Here is a 26,168-nt window from a genome sequence, read left to right as displayed (position 1 = left end):
GTTCTACCGGAGTCCCGCTGCCTCTCTACCGGCACCCTCCATCATGCTCAGGCAGCCCTTGACATCAGGCCCAACGCCTTAACTTCACGGCCTTGGGCTAAAGCCGGGGGTTTCCACGGAAGACATTCGATGACGAAGACCCTGTAAAGCTCGTCGGGGCTCTGTACTGTCGTTCCGCCGTGCGTGGCTTCGTTCTCGGGGGAGTGGCGTCAGGGCGACGTGGCGAGATGCCGGTCGGGCGCCGGTCGAAGGACACCGGCGAACGCGGCGTGGGTCGGGGTGGCGGGCTGGCGGTCGAGGACGGCGAACACGACCTCGTCGAACCACGGGCTGTGGCGCAGTGCGGCGGCGAACGCGGTGGCGACGGTGACCGGATCGTTGCCGAACACACCGCAGCCCCATGCGCCGAGTACGAGCCGGCGGTGGCCGTGCGTGGCGGCGACCTGAAGGATCCGCGTCGCCCGGCGGGACAGCGTCGCTGGCAGGTCCGGCAGGTGTTGTGGCTGGTTGCGCGCGAGCGCCGAGCGGTTGGGCGCGGCGGCGGTCAGGAACGACACCGGGTACGGCGTCGGCAGCAGGCTCCCCTTGTCGTCGCGGAACACCGGCACGGCAGGTGAGTAGATCACCCGGTCGCTGTAGGTCAGCTCGGGGTGGGTGCGGTGGTGGGTGTAGAAGTCGCCAGCTACGCGCAGGCACGGGTACAGCGCCGAGCTGCGGGCCAGGCTCTCCTCCTGGGCCTGGGCGCCGTTGAGGAAGCCGCCGCCGGGGTTACGGGCCGAGGCGAAGACCAGGCATGCGAGGTCGCCGCCGAGCCGGTGGGTCGCCGTCAGGGTCGACTCGTTGGTCACTTCGATCGTGGGCGTGACGCCGACCGGCGCGGGAACCGCCACATCCTGCTCGGGGAGGTACAGCCGGGTGCCGGCCACCGCCCGCGCGACCTGGGCGCCGATGACCACCTCGCCGTCGGCGGCACGGTAGGCGCTCCACCCGCGCCGTCCGGACCCGCACTTCGCCGCCGAGGCGGACGCGGCGCGGGAGGCCGGCGTGGACGTGGCCCTGGTCGACCACGACGCTCTGGCTCGTCCGGACGGAGTGGAGCCGGCAGTGGCCCGGGTGACCGGCGGTGGTGAGGCGGTCTATCGCGGCTGGATGCTGACCAGCGCGCAGTACGCGGCGTTCGCCGGTGCGTTGGCGCGGCGCGGGGTGGTCCTGCGCACCCATCACCGTCATCGTGGGCCTGGTGGTGGCCGTGCTCGCCGGGTTCATCCCGCTGGAGGAACTCGCCGAACTGGTCAACATCGGCACCCTTTTCGCGTTCGTCCTGGTCGCGGCCGCGGTCATCGTCCTGCGCCGCACCCGGCCGGACCTGCCCCGCGGCTTCCGCGTCCCCTGGGGGCCGGTCATACCGGTGCTCGCGATGGTCGCCTGCGCCGTGCTCATGCTGTTCCTCGCCGTCGCGACCTGGCTGCGCTTCTTCGCCTGGATGGCCCTGGGCCTGCTCGTCTACTTCCTCTACGGCCGTCACCACAGCCGGCTGGCCTCCGGTCGGCAGGACGGCCGGCGCATGCCCGACCAGCCGGACCTGACCGGGTTCGGCTCCGCGTCGCCGCCGCCGCGATGACCGCCCCCGCCGCCGCGATGACCGCCGCCGCCGTACCCGTCCGGTCGCCCGACACCGCGCCGATCGGGCGGCCCGACGGCGAAGCCCCGGTCGGCCCCGTGTCCGACCCGGACTTCGCCGTCACCTGGTCAGGGACTTCGCCGGTCAGGTGATCCGAGGCTGGATCCGCCAGAGGCCGAGGAGGGTCAGCAGCCCGGCGGCGAGGAGGTAGAGCCCGGACTCCAGGAACTGGAACGGCCAGTAGCGGCGGTGCGGCTGGTAGGTGATCTCGACGTGCAGGTCGAGGTCGCCGAGGCAGCGTGCGGCGGCGCCGAACCTGCCGGTGGCGGGGACGGCCGGGTCGTCCGGGGTGGAGAGGCAGTCGTTGAAGGTGCGGCTGTCGAGCGTACGACCGTCACGGGTACGCAGGTCGCTGACGCCGGTCACCCAGGCCTCCCGGACGGTGATGCCCCTGACCGTGGCGCCGTTGGTGATGCTGCCCAGGGCGCGTGCCTCGTTGATCGCGTCCTCGGTCATGGCCCTGTCGACGGTGAGCGGCGGCATCAGGTGCGGCCGGACCAGATTCGGCACCGCGAACTGGATCACGAGGATGGCCAGCACGGTCATCGCCATCGCCGGCACCGTACGCCGGGTGAGCAGCCCGACGACGGCGCTGAAGACGAAGGCGAACGCCGCGTACGCGAACGGTGCGACGTTGCGGGCGCCGAACACGATGGTGCTGAACCGGGCGTCGGCGACCGCGTCGACCGGGCTGGCCGCCCAGGTGAGCAGGAGGCTGGCCACGCCGGCGGCCGTCATGCTGCCGACGCCGACGACCAGCAGTTTCACGAGCAGCCAGCGGCGGCGGGTGACGCTCTGGTTCCAGACCAGCCGGTGGGTGCCGGCCTCCAGTTCGCGGGCGATCAGCGGCGCGCCCCAGAACATGCCGATGAGAGCGGGGACCAGCCCCAGCAGCGCGGCCAGGAAGAGCAGCAGGTTCTCGTAGTCGGCGGCGAACTGGGCCAGCGCCTGGGTGCAGTCGCCCTGCCCGGGGGCGTACCAACCGGGAGATCGCCGCCGAGCTGTTCATCTCGCTGAGCACGGTCAAGAGCCACGTCTCGGGGATCCAGACGAAGCTGGACGCCCGCAACCGGGTGGAGATCGCCGCGTGGGCGTGGGAGAACCGCGTCGTGGAGGGCGCCTGACGGGCGTCGGACCTCGCCGTCAGCCCGCAATGGACGGCCGCCGGCGGTCGGCTTCCTTTGTGGAACCGATCAAGCCCGTGCTCCCGTGGACCGCGTGACGTGGGGGGTGAGCAGGCCGAACTGCTGTCGTTCGGGGAGCAGGGGGGCGAACTCGAATTACGATTCATGATTTGGCACGATCATCATTGTGTCGGATGCGCAGTACAGCTACGTGGGACCGCCGGACGCGCCGGACCGGTATGAGCTGATCGAGCGGCGCGCCGCTGGTGGCGAGGGTGAGGTCTGGCGAGCTCGCGAGCACCACGGAGACGTGACATTTCCGTACGCGGTGAAGATCCTCCGGCTGCCGGCGGAGGACCGGACCGACCGCGGCCTGGAGGGCCTCCGGCTGCAGGCGGCGCTGGCGACCCAACTCGAACACCCGGCGCTGGTGAAGGTCAAGGAGGTCTTCGTCGGCCCGGCGCCGCATCGGGCCGGAGAGTCCACCACGGACACCGGACCCCGACTGTACTTCGTGATGAAGTGGATCGAAGGCCGCAGCCTCCAGGAGATGCTGGAGAGCGGCGGGGTACGCGGGTTGGACATCCTCGAGCCGCTCGAGCCGATCGCCGAGGCCATCGACTACCTGCACAGCGGCCAGGACACCGACGGCGTACCGGTTCTGCACCGGGACATCAAACCGGCCAACATCCTGGTCTCCGGCAGCGGGCGGGCCTATCTGGTCGACTTCGGCCTGGTCCGGCTGCGCAGCACCAGCGGCACCGCCCGGGTGTACGGCACGGCGCCGTTCATGGCACCTGAGTCCCTGGCCCGGGGTGAGTACACCCCGGCCACGGACCGTTACGCCCTCGGCGCGACCGTCTACTACGCGGTGACCGGCGAGATGCCGGTGCCCGGCGACGTCGACGGCATGACCCAGCGGCTCACCGCGTCACTCGGCCCGGGGCAGGACCGGGTGACCCGCGGGATCCTGTCGATGATCGCGGTGGCCGCCGAGCGCCGGCCGGCCGCAGCGGCGGCCTGGGTCAACGCGCTGCGCGCCGCACCGCCGCAGACCTCGATCGGCGCGGCACCGTCGCTGTCCCCGCCGCCGCCCGCCCCTGAGCCGTCGATCCACTCCCTGCCGCCCACCTCCGGGCCGTCGAGCTACCCGCTGCCGCCCGGCTCTCCGCTGCCGGCAATCTCCGGGCCGCCCGGCTTTCCGCTGCCGCCCACCTCCGGGCCGCCCGGCTTTCCGCTGCCGCCCACCCCCGGGCCGTCGAGCTACCCGCTGCCGCCCGGCCCGCGGCCGGCGGGGGCTCCGGTGCCGTCGGACTACCCGCTGCCGCCCGGTCCGGGGCAGTCAGGCTTCCCCGGGGCGCCCGGCCAGCCCCGGAAGAAGTCCAAGACCCCGATGATCATCGGAATCGTGGCGACGCTCCTCCTGGCCGCCTGCTGCGCGCCGGCGGTGTTGAACCTCGTCCGGTACAACCTGCCCGGCGATCTCGGTGCGAGTCCGACCCCCAGCGTCGACCGTGCCTCCCCGCCGCCCGAGGTGACCGCACTGGAGCCGGTGCTGCTGTCGGTGGCCGACGTCGGGTCCGCGATGAAGGTCGACCGCGAGTCGGTCAAGTCGAGCGCCACCACCAACCCGCTGCACAACGGCCTGAACAAGCTTGGGCTCTGCTCGGACGGCACCGTTCGCGGCGATGCGATCGGGGCGCACAGCAGCAACGGCTACTACGTGGCCACCGGACAGTACCCGTACCTCGGCTCGGCGGTCGCCGGCTTCTACGGCAACGCGGCCGATCCGTTCCTCGACGCCGTCCGCAAGACGGCCGAACGGTGCGGTTGGCGACCGTTCACGGTGCCGAAGCTGGGTGAGGAGTCGCTCGGGATCACCGTCAGCGGCTCCAGTGGCGTCTACGCGATGATCTTCGTCCGGTCGGGTCAGACGCTCTTCCAGGTCGCGATCCAGAACGACTACGAAGGTGGCAGCGTCCAGAGCGACCTGATCAAAATGGCGACGTCGATGGCCAAACGGCTGCCGAAACCCAAGACGAAGCGATGACCGCCTCCGAGGTGGGTGACGACGTGAGCGGCACGCTGCTGGTCGGCGTACCCGGCGGAGGCGGGGAGCGACGGGTCACGGCGGCCGGCGGGCCGTTGCGGATCGGCCGTGATCCCCTCTGCTCGATCGTCCTGGACGACCCGCGGGCCTCGCGGGAGCACCTGGAGCTCACCTACCGGGCCGGGCGGTGGCACCTGCGTGACCTCGCCAGCCGCAACGGCACGTTCCTCGACGGCCGCCAGGTGCACGAGCTGGAGCTCGCGGTCGCCTGCGCGGTGCGGCTCGGCAACGCCGACGACGGTCCGGTGCTCACCTTCCGTCCGGAAGGGCTTCCCGCCGTCCCGCCGACGGTGACCGGTCCGGCACCGCCGGCCCCGTCGGCCGGGGCGCCGCCGAGCGGGTCCGAATCCGCGGCCGAGCCACCACCTGGCGTACGATTCGCGCTGGGCCGGACCCCCTCGGCCAGCTACCCGACCGCGGACCGGATCCGGATCGGGCGGGCGCCGGACAACGACATCGTCCTCGACGACCTGCTTGTCTCCCGCTACCACGCCGACCTTGTCCGGGACGGTGCCGGGTTCCGCGTCGTCGACCTGGGTACCCGCAACGGCACGTACGTCAACGGGCGGCAGATCCAGCAGGCGGTGCTGAACGGCGGGGACCTCCTCTCGTTCGGGCACCACCAGATGGTGTTCGACGGCATCACGCTGCACGACTACGTCGACGCCGGCCGGGTGTCGCTGCGTGCCGAGGGGCTCGGTGTCACGGTCGGCGCGCGGAACCTGCTCTCGGGGGTCTCGTTCGAGCTGGACGAGTGCAGTCTGCTCGCGGTGGTCGGCCCGAGCGGTGCCGGCAAATCGACGCTGCTGGGGGCGCTGACCGGCAACCGCCCGGCGCAGGCCGGCACGGTGCGCTACCAGGACCGCGACCTCTACGCCGAGTACGCCGACCTGCGGCACCGCATCGGCCTGGTGCCGCAGGACGACATCCTGCACCGCCAGCTGACCGTACGCCGTGCCCTGCGCTACGCGGCCGGGCTGCGCTTCGGCGCCGACGTGACGCCTGCGGAGCGGGACCAGCGCATCGACGAGGTACTCGCCCAGCTCGCCCTCACCGCGCACGCCGACCAGCGCATCGACACGCTCTCCGGTGGACAGCGCAAGCGCACCTCGGTGGCGCTGGAGCTGCTCACCGAGCCCTCGCTGCTCTTCCTCGACGAGCCGACCTCCGGGCTGGACCCGGCGCTGGACCGCGATGTGATGCACGGGCTGCGCGAGCTGGCCGATCGCGGCCGGACCGTCGTGGTGGTGACGCACAGCCCGCTGCACCTGAGCGTGTGCGACCGGGTGCTGGTGCTCGCCCGCGGCGGCAAGGTCGCCTACTTCGGCCCGCCGGACGAGCTGCTCGACTTCTTCGGGGCGGCCGAGTACGCCGACGTGTTCACCGCGGTCGCCGCCGAGCCGGACGTCTGGGCCGCCAAGTTCGCGGCCACCCGCCCGCCCGTCAAGACCGCACCGCCGAGCGAGCGGGCGGCGGCCACCGCGTCACCGCCGCGCCAGGGATGGTGGCGGCAGCTGGAGATCCTCGCCCGCCGTACGGTCGCCGTCACCCTCGCCGACCGGTTGTACGCGGCGCTGTCCCTCGGCCTGCCGGTCGGTCTCGCCGCCCTGCTGCATGTGGTCCCCGGTTCCGACGGTCTCGGGCTGCCCGCACAGCCGCCCGGACGTAGCACCGAGGCCGCCCAACTGCTGGTCATCCTGATCATCGGCGCGATCTTCATCGGGCTGGCCGGCGGCATCCGGGAGTTCGTGGGGGAGGGCGCCATCTACCGCCGGGAACGGGCGGTGGGCATGGCGCCCGGCGCCTACCTGAGCGCGAAGCTGGTCGTGTTCGCCGTACTGAACGCGTTCCAGGCGGCACTGTTCGTCCTGCTCGGCATGGTGGGCCGGCCGGCGCCACCCGAGGCGCTCGTGCTGGGCGTGCCGATGGTGGAGCTGATCGCGGTGGTCTGGCTGACCACACTGGCCGCCACCGTGCTCGGGCTGCTGGTCAGCGTCTACGTGTCCACGAGCGAGCAGACGATGCCGGTGCTGGTCGGGCTCGTGATGGCGCAGCTCGTGCTCTGCGGCGGGCTGTTCGCCGTGGTCGAGCGCGCCGGTATCGAACAGCTCTCCTGGCTGGCTCCGGCCCGCTGGGGGTACGCCGCCGCAGCCGCCACTGTGGACCTGCGCGCGATAATGGTGAAGCCCACGCCGGACGCGCTCTGGGCGCACACCACCGGCGCGTGGAGTTGGGCGGTGGCTGTCCTGGCCGGCCAGACCGTCCTGCTGACCGCGGCGGTGCGGTGGGCGCTACGCCGCCACGAGCCCGTACTGGAGAGCCGGAGGAACCGCACGTGAGTCGCCGTAAGGATTCTGCCGCCGCCCTCGACGCCGTTCTGCGCGACGGCTGGAGCAGTGCGTGCCGGCTGTACGAGCACCTGGCGCGCGGCGGCCAGTTGGCCGCCCTGCCGCCCAGCGGACTGCGGCTGGGTCAGGACGAGACGATCTTCAGCGACACGGTGCTGGGTTACGCACGCTTCTACGGCACGGCCGTGCAGTACCGGGAGAGCAGCAGCTTCTGGTTCGGCTCGACGGGCTTCGTGCTCGCCGGCATGGCCACTGACGCCATCAGCAACGCCAGTGCCCGAAGCCGCGCCCAGGCGATGGCGGCGGCGCAGTGGCGGGACCAGGCGCAGGTGCGGATGATCCTGACCAACCAGCGGTTGCTCGGGGACCGCCGGGGCAACCTGCTGAGCTTCTGGCACAACGGCGTACAGGAATTCACCGCCGACCTGACCCAGTGGTCGTTCATCCTCCGCTACCAGGAGGGCAATCCGCTGATGCTGCACGGCCCGGCGGCGCCGTGGTACGCGGTGGCGGTCGCCTGGCTGGTCTTCGGCCCGCAGGCCATGCACCTGCCGGCGCTCGCACCGATAAGCGCAGCCGTCGCGCAGCGTGCCCGCGCCATCACCGGCGAGATCGTGTCCGACCAGTAGCGCTCCGCCGGTCACCTCGGGATGGCGGTCCGCCGCGCAGGCTGTCGGCGTCAACGGCCGACGTCGAACGAACCCACCTTCTCGACGAGCCAGGTCACGTCGGCGCCACTCGGCACCTCGACCGGCTCGGACCCGCGGCGGAAGACCCGCCCGCCGGCGGCCACGCCGTCGAGTCGCATCGAACCGCCGCGCACCCGCAGCCAGGTGCCCTCGCGCATGCCGAGCACGGGGACGTCGTTCTCCTCGAGGAACTGGGTGAGCCGCTCCTCCCGGGTCTCGCCCTGGTGCGTCGAGGCCGGGTCCGGGTCGAGGTAGTGGGGGTTGATCTGGAAGGGCACGAGGCCGAAGGTCTCGAAGGACGGCGGCTGGACGATGGGCATGTCGTTCGTCGTACGCAGGCTCGGCGTCGCGACGTTGGTGCCGGCACTCGACCCGAGGTAGGGCATCCCCTCGGCCACCCGGGCGCGCACGACGCCGATCAGGTCGAGCTCGTGGACCGCCTTGACGAGGCGGAACGTGTTGCCGCCGCCGACGAAGACGGCCTCGGCGTCGGCGACCAGGTCGCGCGGCGTGCCCTCGTGTGCCCCCGTGACGGTGATGCCGAGCGGCTCCATGGCCCGCCGGACGGTGTCGGTGTAGCCGTCGTGGTCCGCCAGCGCGAAGGGGACGAACACGATCGACCGCCGGCCGTCGAGCGCCTCGAGGATCGCGTCGCGCGCATGCTCCAGGTAGGCCCGCCCCGGGGCTGTCGAGTTGGACAGGAGCAGGAGGTTCTGGTGGCCCTTGGCCATGGTGTGTCTCCTCGATGCGGCCGGTTGAGGCTCGTCGGCGCGGCGCTCAGGCCCGGGCCGTTCTGGTCTGCCGCGGTGCGGTTGCCGAGTTCGCCCGGCCCTCGAGCAGGGCGGACAGCTGCTCCGCCGCGGCCTGCAGTGCGGGCAGATGGTCCCGGATGTCGTCAGGACGCGCCGGGTACTTGCTCTCGCCGAGGCTGAGCGAGCCGACGGGCCGCCCCCTGAGCATGATCGGTACGGCGAGCGCCCTGGTGGCGTAGTCGTACTCGCCCTCCGAGTAGGCGTAGCCCTGCGCGGCGGTCTCGACGAAGAGCCGTTCGAGCTCGTGTTCGTCGATCCTCGTCAGCTCGGTGAACGTCGCGAAGACGCGCCCGGAGATGAGGGCGCGGCGCTCGTTGCTGTCGACGAAGGCGAAGTAGCCGCGGGAGGTGGCTCCCGCGTTGGCCGGGTACAGCTCGCCGACGAGCGGATGACTGCGCAGCGGTTCACCACCGTTGACGGCGGCGACGCACCGGACGTGGAGCCCGTCCGGAACGGCGAAGAGGGCCGTGCGGTCGGTCTGGAAGGCGAGCGGCTCGAGCACCCGCTGCGCCAGGGTGGCCAGCCCTCCCGTGCGCTCCCAGACGGCGGCCATCCGCCACATCGTCGGTCCGAGGCTGTAGCGCCGGGTCACCGGATCGGCGCTGAGGAAGCCGCGCGCGGCGAGCGCGGCGAGGATCCGCTGCGCGGTCGACTTGTCGATGGCGAAGGCCTCGGCAAGCTCCATGACGCCCCAGTCGCGGCGCCGCTCCGTGAACGACAGGAGCACCTCCAGGGCGCGGTCCACGGTCTGGAGCGGCGAGCGGGGGCGGGCGCCGTTGTCTGACATGGGTCCTCCGGGATGGGTGGGACGGGTCAGAACCTACCGCACCCTGAGCCAGCTCGGGATGCCCTCTCAAATACAGAGAAAATATTGCACGCAGACGTCGGGCGAGCGAATCCTTGGCGCCGAGACCCAGGTCAGGCGCCTGAAGCGCAGATTGGAGGTGGCCGTGAACCACGTCGTGCGACGAGTCCTCACGATGATCCCGGCGCTCCTCGGTGTCGTGCTCTGCATCTTCCTTCTCACGCGTGTGCTGCCCGGTGACCCGGCCCGGACGCTGGCGGGGGAGCAGGCCGACCCGGCGACCGTCGAGAAGATCCGCGTCGAGATGGGCCTCGACCAGCCGCTGGTCGCCCAGTTCATCTCCTACGTGCGCGACCTCCTCGCCGGGGACCTCGGCTTCGCGTGGCACACCGGGCAGCCCGTCCTCACGGACTTCGCCTCCCGGCTGCCGGCGACGGTCGAGCTCGCCATCGTGGCGATCTTCATCTCGCTGCTCGTGGGGGTTCCGATCGGCGTCGTCAGCGCGACGCGCCGCGACCGGCCGATCGACCACGCCAGTCGCGTCTTCTCGCTGATCGGGGCGTCGATGCCGCTCTTCTGGCTCGCCCTCATCGTGATCTTCGTCTTCTACAACAGGCTCGGGTGGGAGCCGGCTCCGCTGGGCCGCATCGCCCAGGGCGTGAACCCGCCGACGTCGATCACCGGGCTCTACCTCCTCGACTCGCTCCTGACCGGCGACGTCGTCGCGTTCAAGTCGTCGCTGGCCCACATCATCTGGCCGGCCCTGTGTCTCGCCACCGGGAGCACGGCGATCATCGCCCGGATGACCCGGTCCGAGATGCTCGAGGTGATCAACCAGGACTACGTGCGCACCGCCCGCTCCAAGGGCCTGCCGCCGGCCAAGGTCATCCTCAAGCACGCGCTGAAGAACGCCGCCCCGGTCATCGTGACCGTCGTCGGCCTCCAGTTCGGCCAGCTCCTCGGCGGGGCGGTCATCACCGAGACGGTCTTCAGCTGGCCGGGCATCGGCTTCTACGTCGTCCAGTCCGTGCTCGCCACCGACTACGCGCCGGTCCAGGCCTTCACGCTGCTCGCCGCGGCCGTCTACCTGACGGTCAACCTCTGCGTCGATCTGTTCAACGCCCGCCTGGACCCGAGGATCGAGAATGCCTGACACCACCGTGTCCGCCACCGCGACCGGTCACCGGGCCGCGTCGCCCGGCCCGGCGGGGTCGAGGCCCACGACGGCCTGGCGTCTCCTGGTCCGCAACCGCCTGGCGATGGTCGGTCTCGTCTTCATCGCGATCTGGACCATCGGCGCTCTCGTGGCCGGGCTGCTGCCGTACACGCCCACCGAGACGGGGACGGGAGGGCTGCTCGAACCGCCCTCCGCCGCGCACCTCTTCGGCACGGACAACTTCGGTCGCGACATCCTCGCCCGGGTTCTCGCCGGCGGGCGGATCTCCCTCTGGACCGGGCTCATCGCCGTCGGGATCTCGCTGCTCATCGGCGTCCCGATCGGCGCCGTCTCCGGCTTCGTCGGCGGGGCGGTGAGCGCGGTGCTCATGCGGGTGATGGACGTGCTCCTCGCCTTCCCGTCGCTCGTGCTGGCCATGGCGATCGCCGCCGCCCTCGGCCCGGGCCTGGCGAGCGCGATGGTCGCCGTGGGCGTCGTCGGCATCCCCGAGTTCGCCCGCATCGTCTACAGCCAGACCCGCTCGCTGCGGGAGCGGGACTTCGTCGAGGCCGGGCGCGCCATCGGCCTGCGTGACCGGACGATCCTCATCCGCCACATCATCCCGAACACCGTCGCCCCGATCCTCGTCCGATCGACCCTCGGCATGGGCTACGCGATCCTCACGGCCGCCTCGCTCAGCTTCATCGGCCTCGGCGCCCAGCCGCCGACGCCGGAGTGGGGCGTCATGATCTCGGACGGCCGCGGCTACATCATCAGCGGCGAGTGGTGGATGACGGTCTTCCCCGGCATCGCCATCGCCACCTCGATTCTCGGCTTCAACCTCATCGGCGACGGCCTTCGTGACGTCCTCGACCCGCGCCTGCGGACGAGCCGATGACCCGGTGCGGACCTGCCACGGACGCCAGCCCATCCGCCCACCCCATCCCCCACCTCTGACCTCAAGGAGAACAGTGTGAAGCGCAGCGCCACCCTGGCCGCCGCGGTCTCCGTGATCTTCGTCGCGGCGGGCTGTGGAGCCAACGCCAACCAGGGCGGTTCCTCGCAGGCCGACGGAGCCAAGGACACCCTCGTCGCCGCCTACTCGGAGGGCGGCAAGACCCTCAACCCCGCCGAGGCGAACGACGTCACGTCCGACACGTTCGTCGTGGCGGCCTACGACCAGCTCGTGACGTACGACCGCACGACGACGAACGGCAAGCCGACCGCCAAGACGGACAAGATCGTGCCGATGCTCGCGGAGTCGTGGAAGGCGAGCGCCGACTCGAAGAGCTACACCTTCACCCTGCGGCAGGGCGTGAAGTTCGAGGACGGCTCGGCCCTCGACTCCGACGACGTCGTCAAGAGCTTCGACTTCATCAAGAAGTCGAAATCGGCGAGCTTCCTCTACGGCATGGCCGGCATCGACACCGTGACGGCGGTCGACCCGCAGACGGTGAAGATCGACCTCAAGGCGCCGAACCACCTCTTCCTGCAGATCCTGCCGATGTACTCGTTCTCGATCATCAACATCGACAAGGTCGACGCCGAGGGCGGCGCCAAGTGGCTCGACACCCACACCGCGGGCTCCGGCCCGTACCGGCTGACGAAGTGGGACCCGGCGACCGAGGCGGTGCTCGAGCGCAACGACACCTACTGGGGTGACAAGCCGGCGCTGCGCAAGATCAACACGAAGTTCATCGGCGAGGCGAGCAACCGCGTCCAGCTCCTCGGCAAGGGCGAGGTCGACCTCGCCCTCGAGGTCCCGGCGAAGGACGTCGACAGCCTGTCGAAGCAGTCCGGCGTCACCATCGACTCCCGGGCCAGCAACAAGGTCCTCTTCTTCGGGATGAACAACGCCATCAAGCCGTTCGACAACCCGAAGGTCCGGCAGGCCGTCTCGTACGCGATCCCGTACGACAAGCTCATCAGCGACGTCATGAAGGGCCAGGCGTCGCCGATGCGCTCGTCCGTGGCCAGCTCGACCCCGGGCTTCAGCGACGCCGGCTACGTCTACTCGCACGACCTCGACAAGGCCAAGGCGCTCCTCGCGGAGGCCGGCTACGCCAACGGGTTCAGCTTCGACTTCACCCTCGGCAGCGGCTTCGACGACTGGTCGGACGACGCCGTCCTCATCCAGGCCGAGCTGGCGAAGATCGGCGTGACGATGAACATCAACAAGATGGCGCGTCCGCAGTTCCTCGAGGCGCTCGCGACCAACAAGGTGCAGAGCTACATCACCCGCTGGACCTCGTTCGTCAACGACCCGGGCTACCACCTCGGCCTCCTGCTGACCAGCGACGGCACGAGCAACTACGCCAACTTCCACAACGCCGAGGTCGACAGGCTCTGGAAGCAGGCCTCGACCGAGACGGACCAGAACGTCCGGAACGAGCTGTACGGCAAGGCGCAGGAGATCATCAACACCCAGGCGCCGTGGGCGTACCTCTACGAGTACAACATCGTCGTCGCGCAGCGCGAGGGCGTGCAGGGGTACACCTCGTACCCCGACGGCATCATCCGGTTCTTCCAGATGAGCAAGGGCTGACGCCCTGAGGAGAGGCGCGCCGCCGGGCCCGCCGCCATCCCGACGCGCCCGGCGGCCGCCTCCTCCACACCACCGCGAACCCACCTCCCCGCAGGCGAATACGACACCTGGAGCCTGACTTGACCACGACATCCCCCGCCTGGGAGACCCGGGTCCTCGACGAGATCGAGCGCACCCGGGACGAACTGCTGACGCTCGCCGGAGACCTCATCCGCATCCCGAGCGAGAACCCACCGGGGGACTGCACGGACGTCGGCAGGTTCATCGCCGACCACCTGCGCGCCGAGGGCCTCGACCCCGAGGTCCACGACGCGGGCGATGGTCGCCTCAGCATCGTCGTCCACCGTGCCGCGAGCAACGCCGCGGTGGACGACGATCCCACTTCGGCGCGCCACCTCGTGCTCGCCGGCCACACCGACGTCGTCCCCGTCGGTGACCTCAGCCGCTGGACGTTCCCACCCTTCGCGGGTGACATCGTCGACGGCTACCTCCGCGGTCGCGGGGCGAGCGACATGAAGGCCGGCCTCGCCGGCGTCATCCACACGCTCGTCGTCCTCCACCGCCTCGGTGTCCCGCTCGCCGGGAAGCTGTCGCTCGCGGCGGTGCCCGACGAGGAGCAGGGCGGCTCGCGCGGGGCGGACTGGCTCCTCGACCAGGGCGTCCTCGACGGCGCGACCGGCGCGATCATCGCCGAGCCCGCCGAGCGCACGCACCCGACGATCGGCCAGAAGGGCAGCAACTGGTTCCGGATGACGATCGACGGCAGGCCGGGGCACGGCAGTCTCCAGCCGCTGCACGGCGTCAGCGCGAACCTCCTCGCGGCCAGGGCCGTCGTCGCCCTGCAGCGGCTGTGGGACATGAAGCCGTCCCCGCCCGAGGACGTGGTCGAGCTCATCGAGCGGTCGAAGACGTTCGCCGAGGAGCGCGAGGGCTACGCCCCCGGCATCGGTGCCGTCTTCGAGCACGTCACCGTCAACATCGGCACGATCCACGGCGGCACCTCCTCGAACGTCGTCGCGGACCGCTGCGTCGTCGACGTCGACACCCGCGTGCCGATCGGGTTGTCGCGCGCCGAGGTCCTCGCCCGGGTCGACGAGCTGCTCGCCGAGGCGGGCGTCGAGGCGACGATCGAACCGATCGGCTTCCGCAGCGAGCCGAACTGGACGCTGCCGAGCGACCCCGTCGTCACCGAGCTCGTCGCGGCCCTGCGCGAGCTGACCGGCGACCCCACCGCGGAGGGCGTGCTCCAGTGGGCGTCCTCCGACGCCCGCACCTTCCGCAGCCACGGCATCCCCGTGCTCCAGTACGGGCCGGCCGAGCTGGCCACCATCCACGGCTTCGACGAGAGGGCGCCCGTCGCCGACGTCGTCCTCGCCGCGAAGACCTACGCCCTGACCACCCTCCGGTACCTCGGCGTCGCCGAGACCGCTGTCGAAAGCGAATGATCGTGCTGTCCCACGTCCTCACGGCCCTCGACCTCCTCGACCGTCCCGACGCCTCGGGCAAGCTCGTCGCCGAGCACCTGCGCGCCCTCGGTGACGACGCCTGCTCGATCACCGTCGAGACGGTGGCGGGCGAGCGCGGCTCGACCGACTTCATCCAGGTCACCGTCCCGGGCAGCCGTGGCAGGACCGTCGGCGGCGACGCCCCGACGCTCGGTGTCGTCGGGCGCCTCGGCGGCATCGGCGCCCGGCCGGAGCTCATCGGCTACGTGTCCGACGGCGACGGGGCCACCGCCGCCGTCGCCACGGCCGCCAAGCTCCTCGCGATGCACGCCCGCGGCGACATCCTGCCCGGCGACGTCGTCATCTCGACCCACATCTGCCCCGACGCGCCGACCCGGCCGCACGACCCCGTGCCCTTCATGGACTCGCCCGTCGACATCACCGCGATGAACGAGCACGAGGTCACCGCGGAGATGGACGCCGTCCTGTCCATCGACACCACGAAGGGCAACCGCATCGTCAACCACCGCGGCGTCGCCATCTCCCCGACGGTCCGCGCCGGTTACATCCTCCCCGCGAGCGCCGACCTCGTCAGCGTCCTGGAGACCGTGTCGGGCGAGCCCGCCGTCGTCTTCCCGCTGTCGACGCAGGACATCACGCCGTACGGCAACGGCCTCTACCACATCAACTCGATCCTCCAGCCGGCCGTCGCGACGGCCGCGCCCGTCGTCGGCGTGGCCATCACCACGGTGACGCCCGTGGCCGGCTGCGCGACCGGCGCGAGCCACGAGGTCGACATCGCGCTGGCCGCGCGCTTCGCCGTCGAGGTCGCCAAGGGCTTCACCGCGGGCGTGGTGTCCTTCCACGACGAGGCCCAGGCGGCGCTCCTCGAGAGTCTCTACGGCCCGGCCACCCACCTGCAGACGACTGGAACAGCCCCCACGCAGGCCTGAGCGGACGCCCGCGCCCGAGCCCGGCGGCCCACGGAACAAGGAGCACGGACATGGCTGAGACCCTGCTGTCGATCGAGAACCTCTCGATCCGCATCGACACGTCCCGCGGCCCGATCCATCCGGTCCGGAACCTCGACCTGACCATCTCGCGCGGCGAGATGGTCGGACTGGTCGGCGAGTCGGGCTCGGGCAAGAGCGTCACCGCCATGTCGATCACCGGACTGCTGCCGGCGCGGCAGGCGCGCATCACCGGCGGGCACATCCGCTTCGCCGGGCGCGACCTCGCCGCGCTGTCGGATCGGCAGCTGCGCGAGATCCGCGGCAGGGACATCGCGACGATCTTCCAGGAGCCGATGACCGCGCTCAACCCGGTCTTCACGATCCGCGACCAGCTCACCGAGCCGTTGCGCCGGCACCTGCGCCTCGGTCGCCGGCAGGCGGCGGACCGGGCTGGCCAACTGCTCGACATGGTGGGGATCCGCAACACCGCGCGGGTCCTCGCCGGCTACCCGCACGAGCTGTCCGGCGGGATGCGCCAGCGCGTCATGATCGCCATGGCCATGGCGTGCGAGCCCAAGCTGCTCATCGCCGACGAGCCGACCACGGCGCTCGACGTGACGACCCAGCTGCAGATCCTCGACCTCATCATGGACCTGCAGGAGCAGCACGGGACGGCGGTCCTGCTCATCACGCACGACCTCGGTGTGGTCGCCCAGACCTGCCAGCGGGTCGCCGTGATGTACGGCGGTGAGCTGCAGGAGACGGCGCCGACGGAGCAGCTCTTCGCCGCGCCGCGGGCCGACTACACGAAGCGGCTGCTCAGCTTCATCCCCTCCGCCAACGAGCACGTCGTCGAGGCGGTCGAGGCGCTCGCCGAGGGAGTCGCCGCGCCCGGTTCGGCTCGCGTCGGGACCCCCGCCGCCGCCCGCCCCGAGGAAGCCGACGACGACGCGCCGGTGCTGCTGGAGGTCACCGACCTGACGAAGGTCTTCACCGGGCGGCGTCGCCGGCTGGGACGTCCGGCCGAGGCCGTCAAGGCGGTCGACGGCGTGTCCTTCCGGGTCCGCCGTGGCCGCACGCTCGCCATCGTGGGCGAGTCCGGTTCGGGCAAGTCGACGACCGGTCGGGCGCTGCTGCGCCTGCACGAGCCGACGTCGGGGGCGGTCACCTTCAACGGGGTCGACCTCCTCGCGGCGGGTGACGACGAGTTGCGTCGCCTCCGCGCCCAGATGCAGATCGTCTTCCAGGACACGTACGCCTCGCTCGACCCGCGGTGGACGATCCACCGGGCCCTCGCCGAGCCGCTGCGGCTGCACACGGACCTCGACGACGCGGCGATCCGCGCCCGCATCGTCGAGGTCCTCGAGACGGTCGGCCTGCGGGAGGAGGACATCGACCGCTTCCCGCACGAGTTCTCGGGAGGCCAGCGCCAGCGGATCGGCATCGCGCGGGCCCTGATCCTCAACCCGAGCCTCGTCGTCTGCGACGAGCCCGTGTCGGCACTCGACGTGTCGGTGCAGGCCCAGGTGCTCGACCTCATGAAGCGGTTGCAGCGGGACCTCGGACTCACCTACGTCTTCATCTCGCACGACCTGTCGGTCGTCGAGATGATGGCCGACGAGATCGTCGTCATGAGCCAGGGCCGCGTCGTCGAGCGGGGCAGCGTCGAGCAGATCTTCACGGCGCCGCAGCACCCCTACACGAAGGCGCTCCTCGCCGCGATCCCGGTCGCCGACCCCACCGCGCGGGTCGACCGGGCCGTGCGGCGCCGCATCGTCGAGCGGGGCGTCGCGGCCGCCGACCTGCCCGAGAAGGCGGTGGCCTGATGCACGGGGCGGCTGCGGGCGGGGCAACCGGCGTACGGCCGAAACTCGGTCTCGTCACGATCGGCCAGGCACCCCGCGTCGACCTCATCCCCGACGTCGAGGCCGCCCTCTCCGGCGTCGACTGGGTGGAACACGGCGCGCTGGACCTCCTCGACGCGGACGGCGTCGCCCGGCTCGCACCGCGCGGCGGGGAGCGTACCCTCGTCTCCCGGCTGCGCGACGGCTCGCGCGCCCGCCTCGGCGCGACGAGCATCGGCCCGGCGCTCGACGACGCCATCGGGCGGTGCGTGGCCGACCGCTGCGGCGCGGTCCTCGTGCTGTGCACGGGCCGCGTCGAGCACGGCCCGGCGTCGGTGCCGGTGCTGCACGCGGAGGACCTCGCCCACGACCTCATGGTGCGGCTCGTCGGCGCGGGGCGCCTGGGCGTGCTGTGCCCCGTGCCGGAGCAGTTGACCGACATCCGCCAACGGTGGGGGGAACGCCTGGGCCGTCCGGTCGTCGCGGCGGCCGTGGATCCCTACACGGCTGGACCCGACGAGGTGGCGACAGCCGGCCGGAGCGTCGCCGCCGGGGGAGCCGACGTCGTCTTCCTCGACTGCATCGGCTACACCCAGGCGCAGCGGCAGCTCCTCGCCGCCGAGGGCGTCCGGGCCGAGACCGCCCGCCACCTCGCGGTGACGGGCGCGCTGGACCACCTGTCCGCCACCTCGCGCTGACCGGGAGTCCGCACCGGGTCGGTGGCCCGCCGGGTCCGCCCGGTCGGGTTCGCGGCCCGGTACGCCGGTCAGGCCCACTCTCCCTCGAACAGTGGGGTGACCGGGCGTTCCCGGCGGCCGATCCGTAGGTCCCCGAAGACGGTGCTCCGCTGCGCCCGGTCGACCTCCGCGTCCAGGTCGATGTGCAGTTCCTCGGACGCGTCGTGGGCGGCGCCGATGAGCACGAGTTCGGTCCCGGGGTGGTCGAGGAACGCCGGCGGGTCGAGCGGGGCGAACCGACGACCGTGGAACCTGCGCTGCAACGCGCCCGGCAGTCTGACCTTGCGGGACCCCTGGAGCCCGACCCCCGGCGGGGAGGGCGCCTGCGGGTTCTTCACCGTGACGATGTAGCTCGCCTCCGACTCGATGTTGAGGTCGTGCTGCGCCTCGCCGAGCCGCAGCGGCAGTTCGAGCTCGTACGCCAGGTGGGTGTGGTCGTCGTGCCGGGCGATCACGTACGCGCCCTCGGCGGCGGGCCGGGCCGGCGGCTGCTCCCGCCGGCCGCGGGTCCGCGTCCGGTACGCGCGCGCCCGCAGTGCCTCGTGCAACTGCTCCGGCCGGTCCACCACCTCGTCGACGAACGCCCAGAAGCGGTCGTGCTCCTCGATGTCGGGCAGGCGTTTCCGCCCGACCACCAGCAGCCGCAGGTGCCTCCCGTGCCACGGGTGCAACACCACCAGCAGCCGCTGCACCTCCTCCAGGGAGTCGACGTGCTCCTCCTCGACGCGGGGTCGGTAGAGGAAGTAGATGTCCCCGTCCTCCAGCAGTTCGGCCATTCGCCCCGCGTACCCGCGACGGCCGCCGACCAACGGCCTCAGACGACACCGAACAGCACGGCCGCGGACGCCCCCGACGCCGACATCCGCGCCGGTGGACGCGCCCGCCCGAGGTTCGGGCGGGCGCCAGGGCACAGGTGGCCGCGTCACGTTCTGCGCCCACCTCGCCTGCCATCCGCCGGCCCGCAGCTCGATCGCCCCCGGATCCCGGCGGGTCAGCCGGCGGGTGGGGCGGTCCAGGAGGACCGGATCAGCTCCCGCTCCGTGGCGGCGAGGTGGGCGGCCGCGGCGAGCCACGCCCAGGCGTACCGGTCCGGGTCGGGATCGGTGAGCCGGCCGAACGCGTCCCGGCCGCGCCGGTCGGACTCGTCGGCGAGCCCGGCGGCCACCGCGGCGGCGGTGGTGAAGCCGGCGCGGCGCAGCGGACCGACCAGCCCGGCACCCTCGCCGCGGGCCGCCTCGGCGACGGCCCGGCGACCGCCGGAGACGGCCAGCTCGACCAGCCTGCGGACCCGCCACAGCGGGGACTCCGCGACCGCGTCGGCGCCGACCGCGAGAACCGGCTCGGTCGTCGCGGCCGCGTCGCCCGGCGGCAGGTGGCTGCCCTGGAGCTGGTCGTAGCCGAGGTCCGCCCGGCCCTGCCAGTCCGCCGGCAGCCGCAGCGTCGCGGCGGCACCGGGCACCGGGCCCACCGCGAGCGGGCGCAGGGTGCTGGCCCGGTCCGGGTCCAGCCGGCCGACCACCCGGATCCGCAGACCCGGCCGGGAGGCGAGCCGCCGCAGGTTGGCCACGTGGGCCAGCACCGGGTGGGAGTTGACCGGCACCAGCCGGATCACCGGCCCGTCCGGCACCGGCGCACGGTCTCCTCCGGCGTCGGTCGCCGGCGCCAGCTCGCGGGCCAGCACCTGGTCACCGACGGCGCCCACCACCATCAGGTCGCAGCCGAGCAGCGCCGTCCCGGCCCGGGCCGGGTCCTCCGGGTCGTCGGCGGCGAGCTGGGCGGTCACCACCTCGGCGAGCGGCCGGGCGAACAGTTCCGCCAGCGGCCCGCCGGACCAGTCGGTCCCGGGCAGCGGGGTGGCCCGGACCCCCTTGCCGGCACCGAGCCGGCCGTCGGGGGAGACGGTGGTGCCGGTGATCCGCAGACCGCCGCGGGCCAGCACCGCGTGGTTGACCGCGACCGCGCCCATCTCGGTGACCGCCCGGGCGCCGTTCTGTGCCCGCTCCGGGCCGCCCGGTTTCACGTCGCCGAAGGAGAGCCGGCGCCCGTCGGCGGCGACGAGGTGGGTGACCACGCCGGCGTACCCGGTCGCGCTGATCACCGGTTCCCGGCAGACGCCGTACACCTCCAGCGTGCCGTCCGGCTGGTAGGCCCGCCGGAGGACGCCGACCAGCGCCGGGTCGGGATCGCCGGCGGCCAGCCGGCCGGCCACGTACAGCAGGTCGTGCAGCACGTCGACCAGCTCGGCCAGCCGGTGGCCGGCCTGCCGTCCCCGGTGGGCGCGCAGGCCGCGTACCGCGCGCAGCGCGGCGCTCTCGGCCCGCGGCAGCCCCGCCAGCCGGGCGCCGTGCGCGGCCCGCAGCAGTTCGGCCTGGGGGATCGCGCCGGCGGCCGGCACGCCGGCCGCGAGCACCGCGGCGGCCGCCCGCCACAGCGCGCCGGCGGCGGCCCGTTGCGCCTTCGTCGGTGCCGCGCTCCGGCCGGCACGACCGGCCGGGCCGGCCGACTTTCCGGTGCGCCCCGTCCGGCCGGTGGCCGCGCCGGCGCCGTCCGGGCGGGACGACGCGGCGGCGGTGGACGCCGGATCGGGGTGGCCGGCCGGGTCGGCGACCGGGCAGGCGACCAGGACCGCCGTCCGGTGCAGGCAGCGGGGCGTCAGCAGGCAGCTGCACCGCGCCTGCTGCGGGTCGGTGACTGCGCCGGTCGGTCCAGGCGTCAGGGTGACCAGGGCCTCGGGGCCGCAGTCGACCGACACGCCGCCGTCGACCCGGCCGACCGGCACCCCGGCCAGCCGCTCGACGGTGGCGTCCAGCCGCTTGTGCAGCCGGGGCGGCAGGGCCGCCACCGCCGCGGCGGCGACCCTCGGCAGCACCGGCGGCAACCGGTCGGTGTCCGCGATGGTGGTTGTGCGGTCCGTCAACGTGATCCTCCGCGTACGCGGTCGCCCACCCAGCGGGCGAGTTCGAGCGGGCTGAGAGCGGCGACCGGCATTCCGGCCGCGACGAGCTGCTGGGCGACCGGCACCGAGTAGCAGGGCACTCCTGCGTCGTTCAGCGCGGCGCAGCCGAGCAGGTGCACGCCGGAACCGGCCAGCGTGCGGACCTCGCCGAGCAGCCCGGCCAGCGGGTAGCCCTCCTCGAAGTCGCTGACCACCGCGACGATGGTGCGGCTCGGCACGGTCACCAGCGAGCGGGCGTGGGCCAGCCCGGCGGCGATGTGCGTACCGCCGCCGACGCGCACCTCCAGCAGCAGCGACAGCGGGTCGTCGACCCGGTCGGTCAGGTCGACCACCTCGGTGGAGAAGGCAAGGAAGTGGGTGGACAGGGTGGGCACCCCGGCCAGTACGGCGGCGGTCAACGCCGACCACACCACCGACGCCTCCATCGAGCCGGACACGTCGACCACCAGCACCAGCCGCCAGTCGGCCTCCCGCCGCGTCCGGGTGTTGAAGACCGGCCGCTCCGGCACCACCACCGTCCGGCCGTCGCCGAGCCGCTGGGTGTGTGCCAGGTTCGCCCGCAGCGTACGGGCGAGGTTGATCCGGCCGCCGGGGCGGCGGGACGGACGCGGGTTGGTCAGCCCGGTCAGCGCCGGGCGCACCTGGGTGGCCAACTGCCTGGTCAGCTCCTCGACCAGCCGCCGCGCCAGTGGCCGCAGGGTGGCCAGCTGCGCCTCGGGCAGGCCGCCGGCCAGCGACAGCACCGAGGTCAGCAGCTCCATCGAGGGGCGTACCGCGGCCGGGTCGAGCTCGGCGAGCACGTCGGTACGGCCGCTCTCGACAGCCCGGGCGATGACCTCCTCGCGTACCGCGGTGCCGAACAGCGCCTCCAGTTCGTCGGCCCACTCGCGCGCGGTCGGGAAGGAAGCATCCTGGCCGCCGCCGGACGTCTTGCCGAGGTCGGTGGCGCCCTCGCCCTGACCCGCCCCGTACAGCTCGTCCAGCGCGCGGGCGTAGCGGCGGGCGTCGGCCGGCAACCGGTCGGGCTGGCGGCCGAGCAGCAGCCGCCACCGGTCCGCAGGCGTGAGCCGGGCGGCCGGCGTGTCCGGCCCGGGTTCGGCGCCGGCGGGGGCGTCGGCGGAGCCGGCCGGCGTGCCCGGGATCGGGATGCCGCGGGCGACCAGGGTGGCCCGGCCGGCCGCGTCGGCGGCGGCCCAGCGGCCCAACAGCTCGGGCGGGGCCGACAGGGCCAGGTCGAGCCGGTCGCCCAGCCGTTCGGCGACGGTGTGCAGCAGCCGGTCCCGGGCCGCCGGGGTGAGCACGTCGAACCCGCCGCGCAGCGCCGGCAGCCGGTCCAGGAACTCGGCGTCGGTGAGCCGCTCGATCCGGTCCAGCAGCGGGTCCAGCGCGGCCGGGGCGGACTGCAGCAGCGGGTGCGCCGCGGTGAGCAGACCACCGAGCAGCCGGTGCAGGTGCCGCCGGGTGTCCGGTCCGGTCGCCGCGTCGATCCAGCCGGCCACCCGGGTGCCCAGGGTCTCCAGATCGGTCAGGTCGAGCAACACCCGGGCGGCCAGGGCGGCGCCCTGGATCAGCGGCGAACCGGCCCTGGCCAGGTGGCCGAGGGCGTCGTCCAGGCGCAGGCCGATCCGGTCCTCACCGGCCCGGACCGCGAGGTCGACCAGCGCGGCGGCGTCGGCCGGGGAGTCGCTGCCGGCCAGGCCGGGCAGCCCGCGGACCGCCGCGTCCAGCAGCACGACGGCCAGCTCGGCCGCCCGGGCCCGGCCGTCGGCGGTGGTGCCGGGCAGGTGCTCCCGGCGCAGCGCCTCCAGCAGGTCCAGTGCGGCCAGCAGCTCGGGCAGCGTGCCGGTGCCCGGCAGCACCGCGGCGGCCAGTTCGAGCCGGTCGGTGACCAGCTCGGGCAGGTCGCACCGGGCGGCGTCGCGGAGCCCGGTGAGCAGCTGCGCGGCGGTGGGGCCACCGTCGGCGGCCTCCCGGCGGAACCGCTCCCGCAGGGTGCCGGCCGCGGCCAGCGCCGCGGTCACCCCGCGTACGCCGACCAGGTCCAGCCGGGCCGCCACGGACGGCGTCCAGCCCAGCTGCCAGCGGGTGGTCAGGGCGGCGCCGTCGCCGGTGCCGGACACCGCGATCGGCTCGCCGTAGCCGACGCCGCAGACCTGGAGGCGGTGCAGCAGGATCTCCCGCCGCCCGTCCAGCTCGGTGCGCAGCGGGTCCAGCCGCACCTCGCGGGACTTCGGGCTGTCCGGGTTGGGCAGCCGCAGCGCGGCGAGTTCGGCCTCGACCGCGGGGCCGAGCCCGGACCGCGGCGTACCGGGGGCGATGCGGCCCCGCTCGGCGCCGACCAGCACGGTCTCCAGCGCCCTGGCCAGCGCCCGGCCGCGGCCGAGCAGTTCGCCCTGGCCGAGCACGGTGGTCACCGCCTCCAGCAGCTCGCCCCGGCCGGGGGCGGGCAGGTTGCGCAGCCGGGCCAGGTCGCCGGCCAGCCGCACCGCCTCGGCGGCCTCGCCGGTACCGGCGGTGTGACCGGCCGCGCGCAGCTCCCGGCACACGTCGGTGACCGCCCGGGCGGCGGCGGCCCGGATCCGTTCCGGGTCGCCCGCGGCGGTGAAGACGGCCTGCTGCCAGCGCGGGTCGCGGATCCCGGCCGGGTAGCCGGACCGGGAGTCGAGCAGGTCGAACGCGTACGGCACCAGCGAGGTGACCGCCGTGTCGCTGGTGGCGGCCGGCCCGGGCCGGGTCGCCACGGAACGGACCGGTCCGGCCGGGGCGGCGCCGGGCCGGGCGGGCGCGGCGGCGACACCGGCGGTCAACGCCGGAGCGGCGGCGCCGGCAGCCGGGACGCGGATGTCGGGTGACGGGGCGCCGACGTCGGGTGACGGGGCGCCGAGCAGGGCCGGGGCATGGAAGGCGCCGACGACGGCGGCGACCCGCCGGCCGTCCGCGCCGGCCTCGGCCAGCACCCGGCGCATGTGCCGCTCGCGGGCCAGGTCCCGGGCCGGTACGCCGTCGCCGCCGGCGCTGTCGGCACGCATCGCCCAGCCGACGCCGAGGGCGGCCCGGCGGACCGCCTCGGGCGGGCAGCCCGGGGCGCGCACCTCGACCACCCGGTCCCACAGGTCGTCGCCGTCGCGGCCGGTGCCGCTGGCGCCGAGCGCGGCGGCGTAGCCGGTCCGGCGCGGGCCGGGCGCCGTTTCGGCGGCGTCCGGGTCGGTATCGCCCCCGGCGTCCGGCTCGGAACCGACCGTCGGCTCGGAACCGACCGTCGGCTCGGAACCGACCGTCGGCTCGGAACCGACCGTCGGCTCGGAACCGACCGTCGGCTCGGAACCGGCGGCCGGGGCGGTGGTGTCGGCGGTCCAGCCGGGGTCGGCCAGCGGCAGGTCGCAGCAGACCACCTCGACGCCGCGCTGCCGGGCCCAGCGGATCGCGGCCAGCTCGGGGGAGAAGTCGGCGAACGGGTAGAAGCCCATCGGCCCGTCCGCGCCGTGGCTGCCGACCAGGGCCAGCGGCGCCCGGGCAACCGGGTCGGACAGGTACGGCAACCAGCGCTGGAAGTCGGCCGGCAGCTCGACGCAGACCACCTCGGCCCCGGCGGCGTCCAGCAGCGCCGGGACCACCGCCGCGAGGGCCGGGCTGTGGTGCCGCACCCCGATCAGGTACGGCCGGACCGATCCGGCGAGCGCGTCGACCACGGCGCGCGGATCGGCCGTCGTGTCCACCGTCGACGGACCGGCGGGCGGCGAGGCCGCACCGGTCGATGTGCTGGATGGGGTCCTCAACGCAGGCTCTCCCGCAGGTCCCAGAGCCGGCGCCACATCGCGGAGCCGTCCTCGGCGCGGCGGCGCACCGGGCCGTCCCAGTAGCCGAGCAGCCGGGCGTGGTCGTTCTGGTCGTCCTTGCGGACCACGCCGAGCAGGTGCCCGGGCACCAGGTCGAGCGCGTCCTGACCGGGCAGGTACGCGGCGGACAGGCCGAGCGACACCGCCACCTGCACCGCCTCGGCGGTGGACATCACCGTGCCGGGCCGTTCCACGTCCCAGCCCTCGCCCGACCGGCCGGAACGCAGGTCGCGGAACACGGTGACCAGGGCGTCCAGCACCGCGTCGTCCACCGCGTACGCCGCGCCGGCGCGCCGCACGGCGGCGGTGGCCTGCCGGCGGACCAGGTCGGTCTCCGTCTCCGCGTCCGCGATCGGGTGGATGGTCTCGAAGTTGAACCGGCGCTTGAGGGCCGAGGACATCTCCGACACGCCCCGGTCCCGCAGGTTGGCGGTGGCGATCACGGTGAACCCGGGCACCGCGCGGATCAGGCCGCCCTCGGTGCCGGCCAGCTCCGGCACGTTCATCCGCCGGTCGGACAGGATGGACACCAGCGCGTCCTGCACCTCGGGCAGGCAGCGGGTGACCTCCTCGATCCGGACCACCCGGCCGGTGCGCATCGCGGTCAGCACCGGCGAGTCGACCAGTGCCTGCGGGGTCGGACCCTGGGCGAGCAGCAGGGCGTAGTTCCAGCCGTACCGGAAGGCGTCCTCGGTGGTGCCGGCGGTGCCCTGCACGGTCAGCGCGCTGGTGCCGCAGACCGCGGCGGCCAGCAGCTCGGACAGCATCGACTTGGCGGTGCCGGGCTCGCCGACCAGCAGCAGGCCCCGCTCACCGGCCAGGGTGACCACGCACCGCTCGACCAGGCTCCGCTCGCCGACGAACTTCGGCGCGATGGTCATGCTGGCCGGCAGCTCCGTGCCGTCCGGGCCGGTGCGCCGGTCGGCGGGCAGCGTCAACGCCTCGCCGTCGCTGCCCTGGACGAAGGTGACCACGGCGCGCGGGGTCAGCGCCCAGCCCGGCGGCCGGGCGCCGTCGTCGTACGCGGCCAGGAAGGCCAGCTCGTCGGCGTACCGCTGTTCGGCGGAGAGGACCTGGGCGGGGGTCTCCGGTGCCGCGGTGGGGCGGACGTGTTCCGTCACGGTCAC

18 protein-coding genes and 2 pseudogenes are annotated in these 26,168 nt (G+C 73.4%); 12 read left to right on the top strand and 8 right to left on the bottom strand.

The genetic code is table 11. The annotated features are described in order from the left end of the window. Nucleotides 1-209: 209 nt before the first annotated feature. Nucleotides 210-968 (bottom strand): annotated as a pseudogene (locus ACGFIZ_RS13655) (TIGR02452 family protein); the annotation flags it as partial. Nucleotides 969-1,231: 263 nt separating this feature from the next. Between ACGFIZ_RS13655 and ACGFIZ_RS13650 the strand changes: the two are divergent. Further along, complete coding sequence (locus tag ACGFIZ_RS13650; protein ID WP_393419031.1) at nt 1,232-1,621, top strand: APC family permease; 390 nt, start codon at nt 1,232-1,234, stop codon at nt 1,619-1,621. A 144-nt stretch (nt 1,622-1,765) separates the two neighbouring features. On the opposite strand, the gene ACGFIZ_RS13645 is transcribed toward ACGFIZ_RS13650, so the two are convergent. Then, nucleotides 1,766-2,566, bottom strand: a complete 801-nt coding sequence (locus ACGFIZ_RS13645) for an ABC transporter permease subunit (protein ID WP_393419041.1) — start codon at nt 2,564-2,566, stop codon at nt 1,766-1,768. Between the two features lie 80 nt (nt 2,567-2,646). Between ACGFIZ_RS13645 and ACGFIZ_RS13640 the strand changes: the two are divergent. The 4 genes and pseudogenes from ACGFIZ_RS13640 to ACGFIZ_RS13625 all read left to right on the top strand — a co-directional run. Then, nucleotides 2,647-2,805: pseudogene (locus ACGFIZ_RS13640) on the top strand (response regulator transcription factor); the annotation flags it as partial. Between the two features lie 187 nt (nt 2,806-2,992). Beyond that, nucleotides 2,993-4,855, top strand: a complete 1,863-nt coding sequence (locus ACGFIZ_RS13635; protein WP_393419029.1) for a serine/threonine-protein kinase — start codon at nt 2,993-2,995, stop codon at nt 4,853-4,855. Then, nucleotides 4,852-7,254, top strand: a complete 2,403-nt coding sequence (locus tag ACGFIZ_RS13630; protein ID WP_393419027.1) for an FHA domain-containing protein — start codon at nt 4,852-4,854, stop codon at nt 7,252-7,254. Before ACGFIZ_RS13635 ends, ACGFIZ_RS13630 begins: the two co-directional genes overlap by 4 nt. Next, the gene (locus ACGFIZ_RS13625) at nt 7,251-7,892 is read left to right on the top strand and encodes a hypothetical protein (protein ID WP_393419025.1); all 642 of its coding nucleotides are present in this window, start codon (nt 7,251-7,253) and stop codon (nt 7,890-7,892) included. Before ACGFIZ_RS13630 ends, ACGFIZ_RS13625 begins: the two co-directional genes overlap by 4 nt. 50 nt (nt 7,893-7,942) lie before the next feature. On the opposite strand, the gene pepE is transcribed toward ACGFIZ_RS13625, so the two are convergent. After that, nucleotides 7,943-8,683, bottom strand: a complete 741-nt coding sequence (gene pepE, locus ACGFIZ_RS13620) for a dipeptidase PepE (protein ID WP_393419023.1) — start codon at nt 8,681-8,683, stop codon at nt 7,943-7,945. 46 nt (nt 8,684-8,729) lie between these two features. Further along, nucleotides 8,730-9,551: an IclR family transcriptional regulator gene (locus tag ACGFIZ_RS13615; protein WP_393419021.1), complete on the bottom strand. Its 822-nt coding sequence runs from the start codon at nt 9,549-9,551 to the stop codon at nt 8,730-8,732. A 163-nt stretch (nt 9,552-9,714) separates the two neighbouring features. Here ACGFIZ_RS13615 and ACGFIZ_RS13610 point away from each other — a divergent pair, with 163 nt between their 5' ends. The 7 genes from ACGFIZ_RS13610 to ACGFIZ_RS13580 all read left to right on the top strand — a co-directional run bounded on the left by ACGFIZ_RS13610 (nt 9,715) and on the right by ACGFIZ_RS13580 (nt 18,210). Continuing rightward, nucleotides 9,715-10,722, top strand: a complete 1,008-nt coding sequence (locus ACGFIZ_RS13610) for an ABC transporter permease (protein WP_393419019.1) — start codon at nt 9,715-9,717, stop codon at nt 10,720-10,722. Then, nucleotides 10,715-11,623: an ABC transporter permease gene (locus ACGFIZ_RS13605; RefSeq protein WP_347667086.1), complete on the top strand. Its 909-nt coding sequence runs from the start codon at nt 10,715-10,717 to the stop codon at nt 11,621-11,623. The genes ACGFIZ_RS13610 and ACGFIZ_RS13605 overlap by 8 nt, the downstream gene beginning before the upstream one ends. A gap of 75 nt (nt 11,624-11,698) precedes the next feature. Then, a complete protein-coding gene (locus ACGFIZ_RS13600; RefSeq protein ID WP_393419017.1) occupies nt 11,699-13,270 on the top strand; it encodes an ABC transporter substrate-binding protein in 1,572 nt (523 codons plus the stop codon). Between the two features lie 119 nt (nt 13,271-13,389). Continuing rightward, a complete protein-coding gene (locus tag ACGFIZ_RS13595) occupies nt 13,390-14,715 on the top strand; it encodes a M20 family metallopeptidase (protein ID WP_393419015.1) in 1,326 nt (441 codons plus the stop codon). A 2-nt stretch (nt 14,716-14,717) separates the two neighbouring features. Further along, nucleotides 14,718-15,668, top strand: a complete 951-nt coding sequence (locus ACGFIZ_RS13590; RefSeq protein WP_393419013.1) for a DUF1177 domain-containing protein — start codon at nt 14,718-14,720, stop codon at nt 15,666-15,668. 50 nt (nt 15,669-15,718) lie between these two features. Beyond that, nucleotides 15,719-17,494 (top strand): ABC transporter ATP-binding protein, encoded by a 1,776-nt coding sequence (locus ACGFIZ_RS13585; RefSeq protein WP_393419011.1) that lies wholly within the window; start codon nt 15,719-15,721, stop codon nt 17,492-17,494. Further along, a complete protein-coding gene (locus ACGFIZ_RS13580; protein WP_393419009.1) occupies nt 17,494-18,210 on the top strand; it encodes an AroM family protein in 717 nt (238 codons plus the stop codon). Before ACGFIZ_RS13585 ends, ACGFIZ_RS13580 begins: the two co-directional genes overlap by 1 nt. A 68-nt stretch (nt 18,211-18,278) precedes the next feature. Here the strand turns inward: ACGFIZ_RS13580 and ACGFIZ_RS13575 are convergent, their stop codons facing one another. The 4 genes from ACGFIZ_RS13575 to ACGFIZ_RS13560 all read right to left on the bottom strand — a co-directional run bounded on the left by ACGFIZ_RS13575 (nt 18,279) and on the right by ACGFIZ_RS13560 (nt 26,168). Beyond that, nucleotides 18,279-19,025, bottom strand: coding sequence for a hypothetical protein (locus ACGFIZ_RS13575; RefSeq protein WP_393419007.1), 747 nt, complete (start codon nt 19,023-19,025; stop codon nt 18,279-18,281). 215 nt (nt 19,026-19,240) lie between these two features. After that, entirely contained in the window at nt 19,241-21,166 is a 1,926-nt protein-coding gene (locus ACGFIZ_RS13570; RefSeq protein ID WP_393419005.1) for a hypothetical protein, read from the bottom strand. Next, a complete protein-coding gene (locus ACGFIZ_RS13565) occupies nt 21,163-24,921 on the bottom strand; it encodes a DUF5682 family protein (protein WP_393419003.1) in 3,759 nt (1,252 codons plus the stop codon). The genes ACGFIZ_RS13570 and ACGFIZ_RS13565 overlap by 4 nt, the downstream gene beginning before the upstream one ends. Nucleotides 24,922-24,977: 56 nt before the next feature. Next, a complete protein-coding gene (locus ACGFIZ_RS13560; RefSeq protein ID WP_393419001.1) occupies nt 24,978-26,168 on the bottom strand; it encodes an AAA family ATPase in 1,191 nt (396 codons plus the stop codon).

It is taken from the genome of Micromonospora sp. NPDC048830 (assembly GCF_043198215.1).
Classification (GTDB): domain Bacteria; phylum Actinomycetota; class Actinomycetes; order Mycobacteriales; family Micromonosporaceae; genus Micromonospora.
This window is presented reverse-complemented; position numbering and strand designations above follow the sequence as displayed.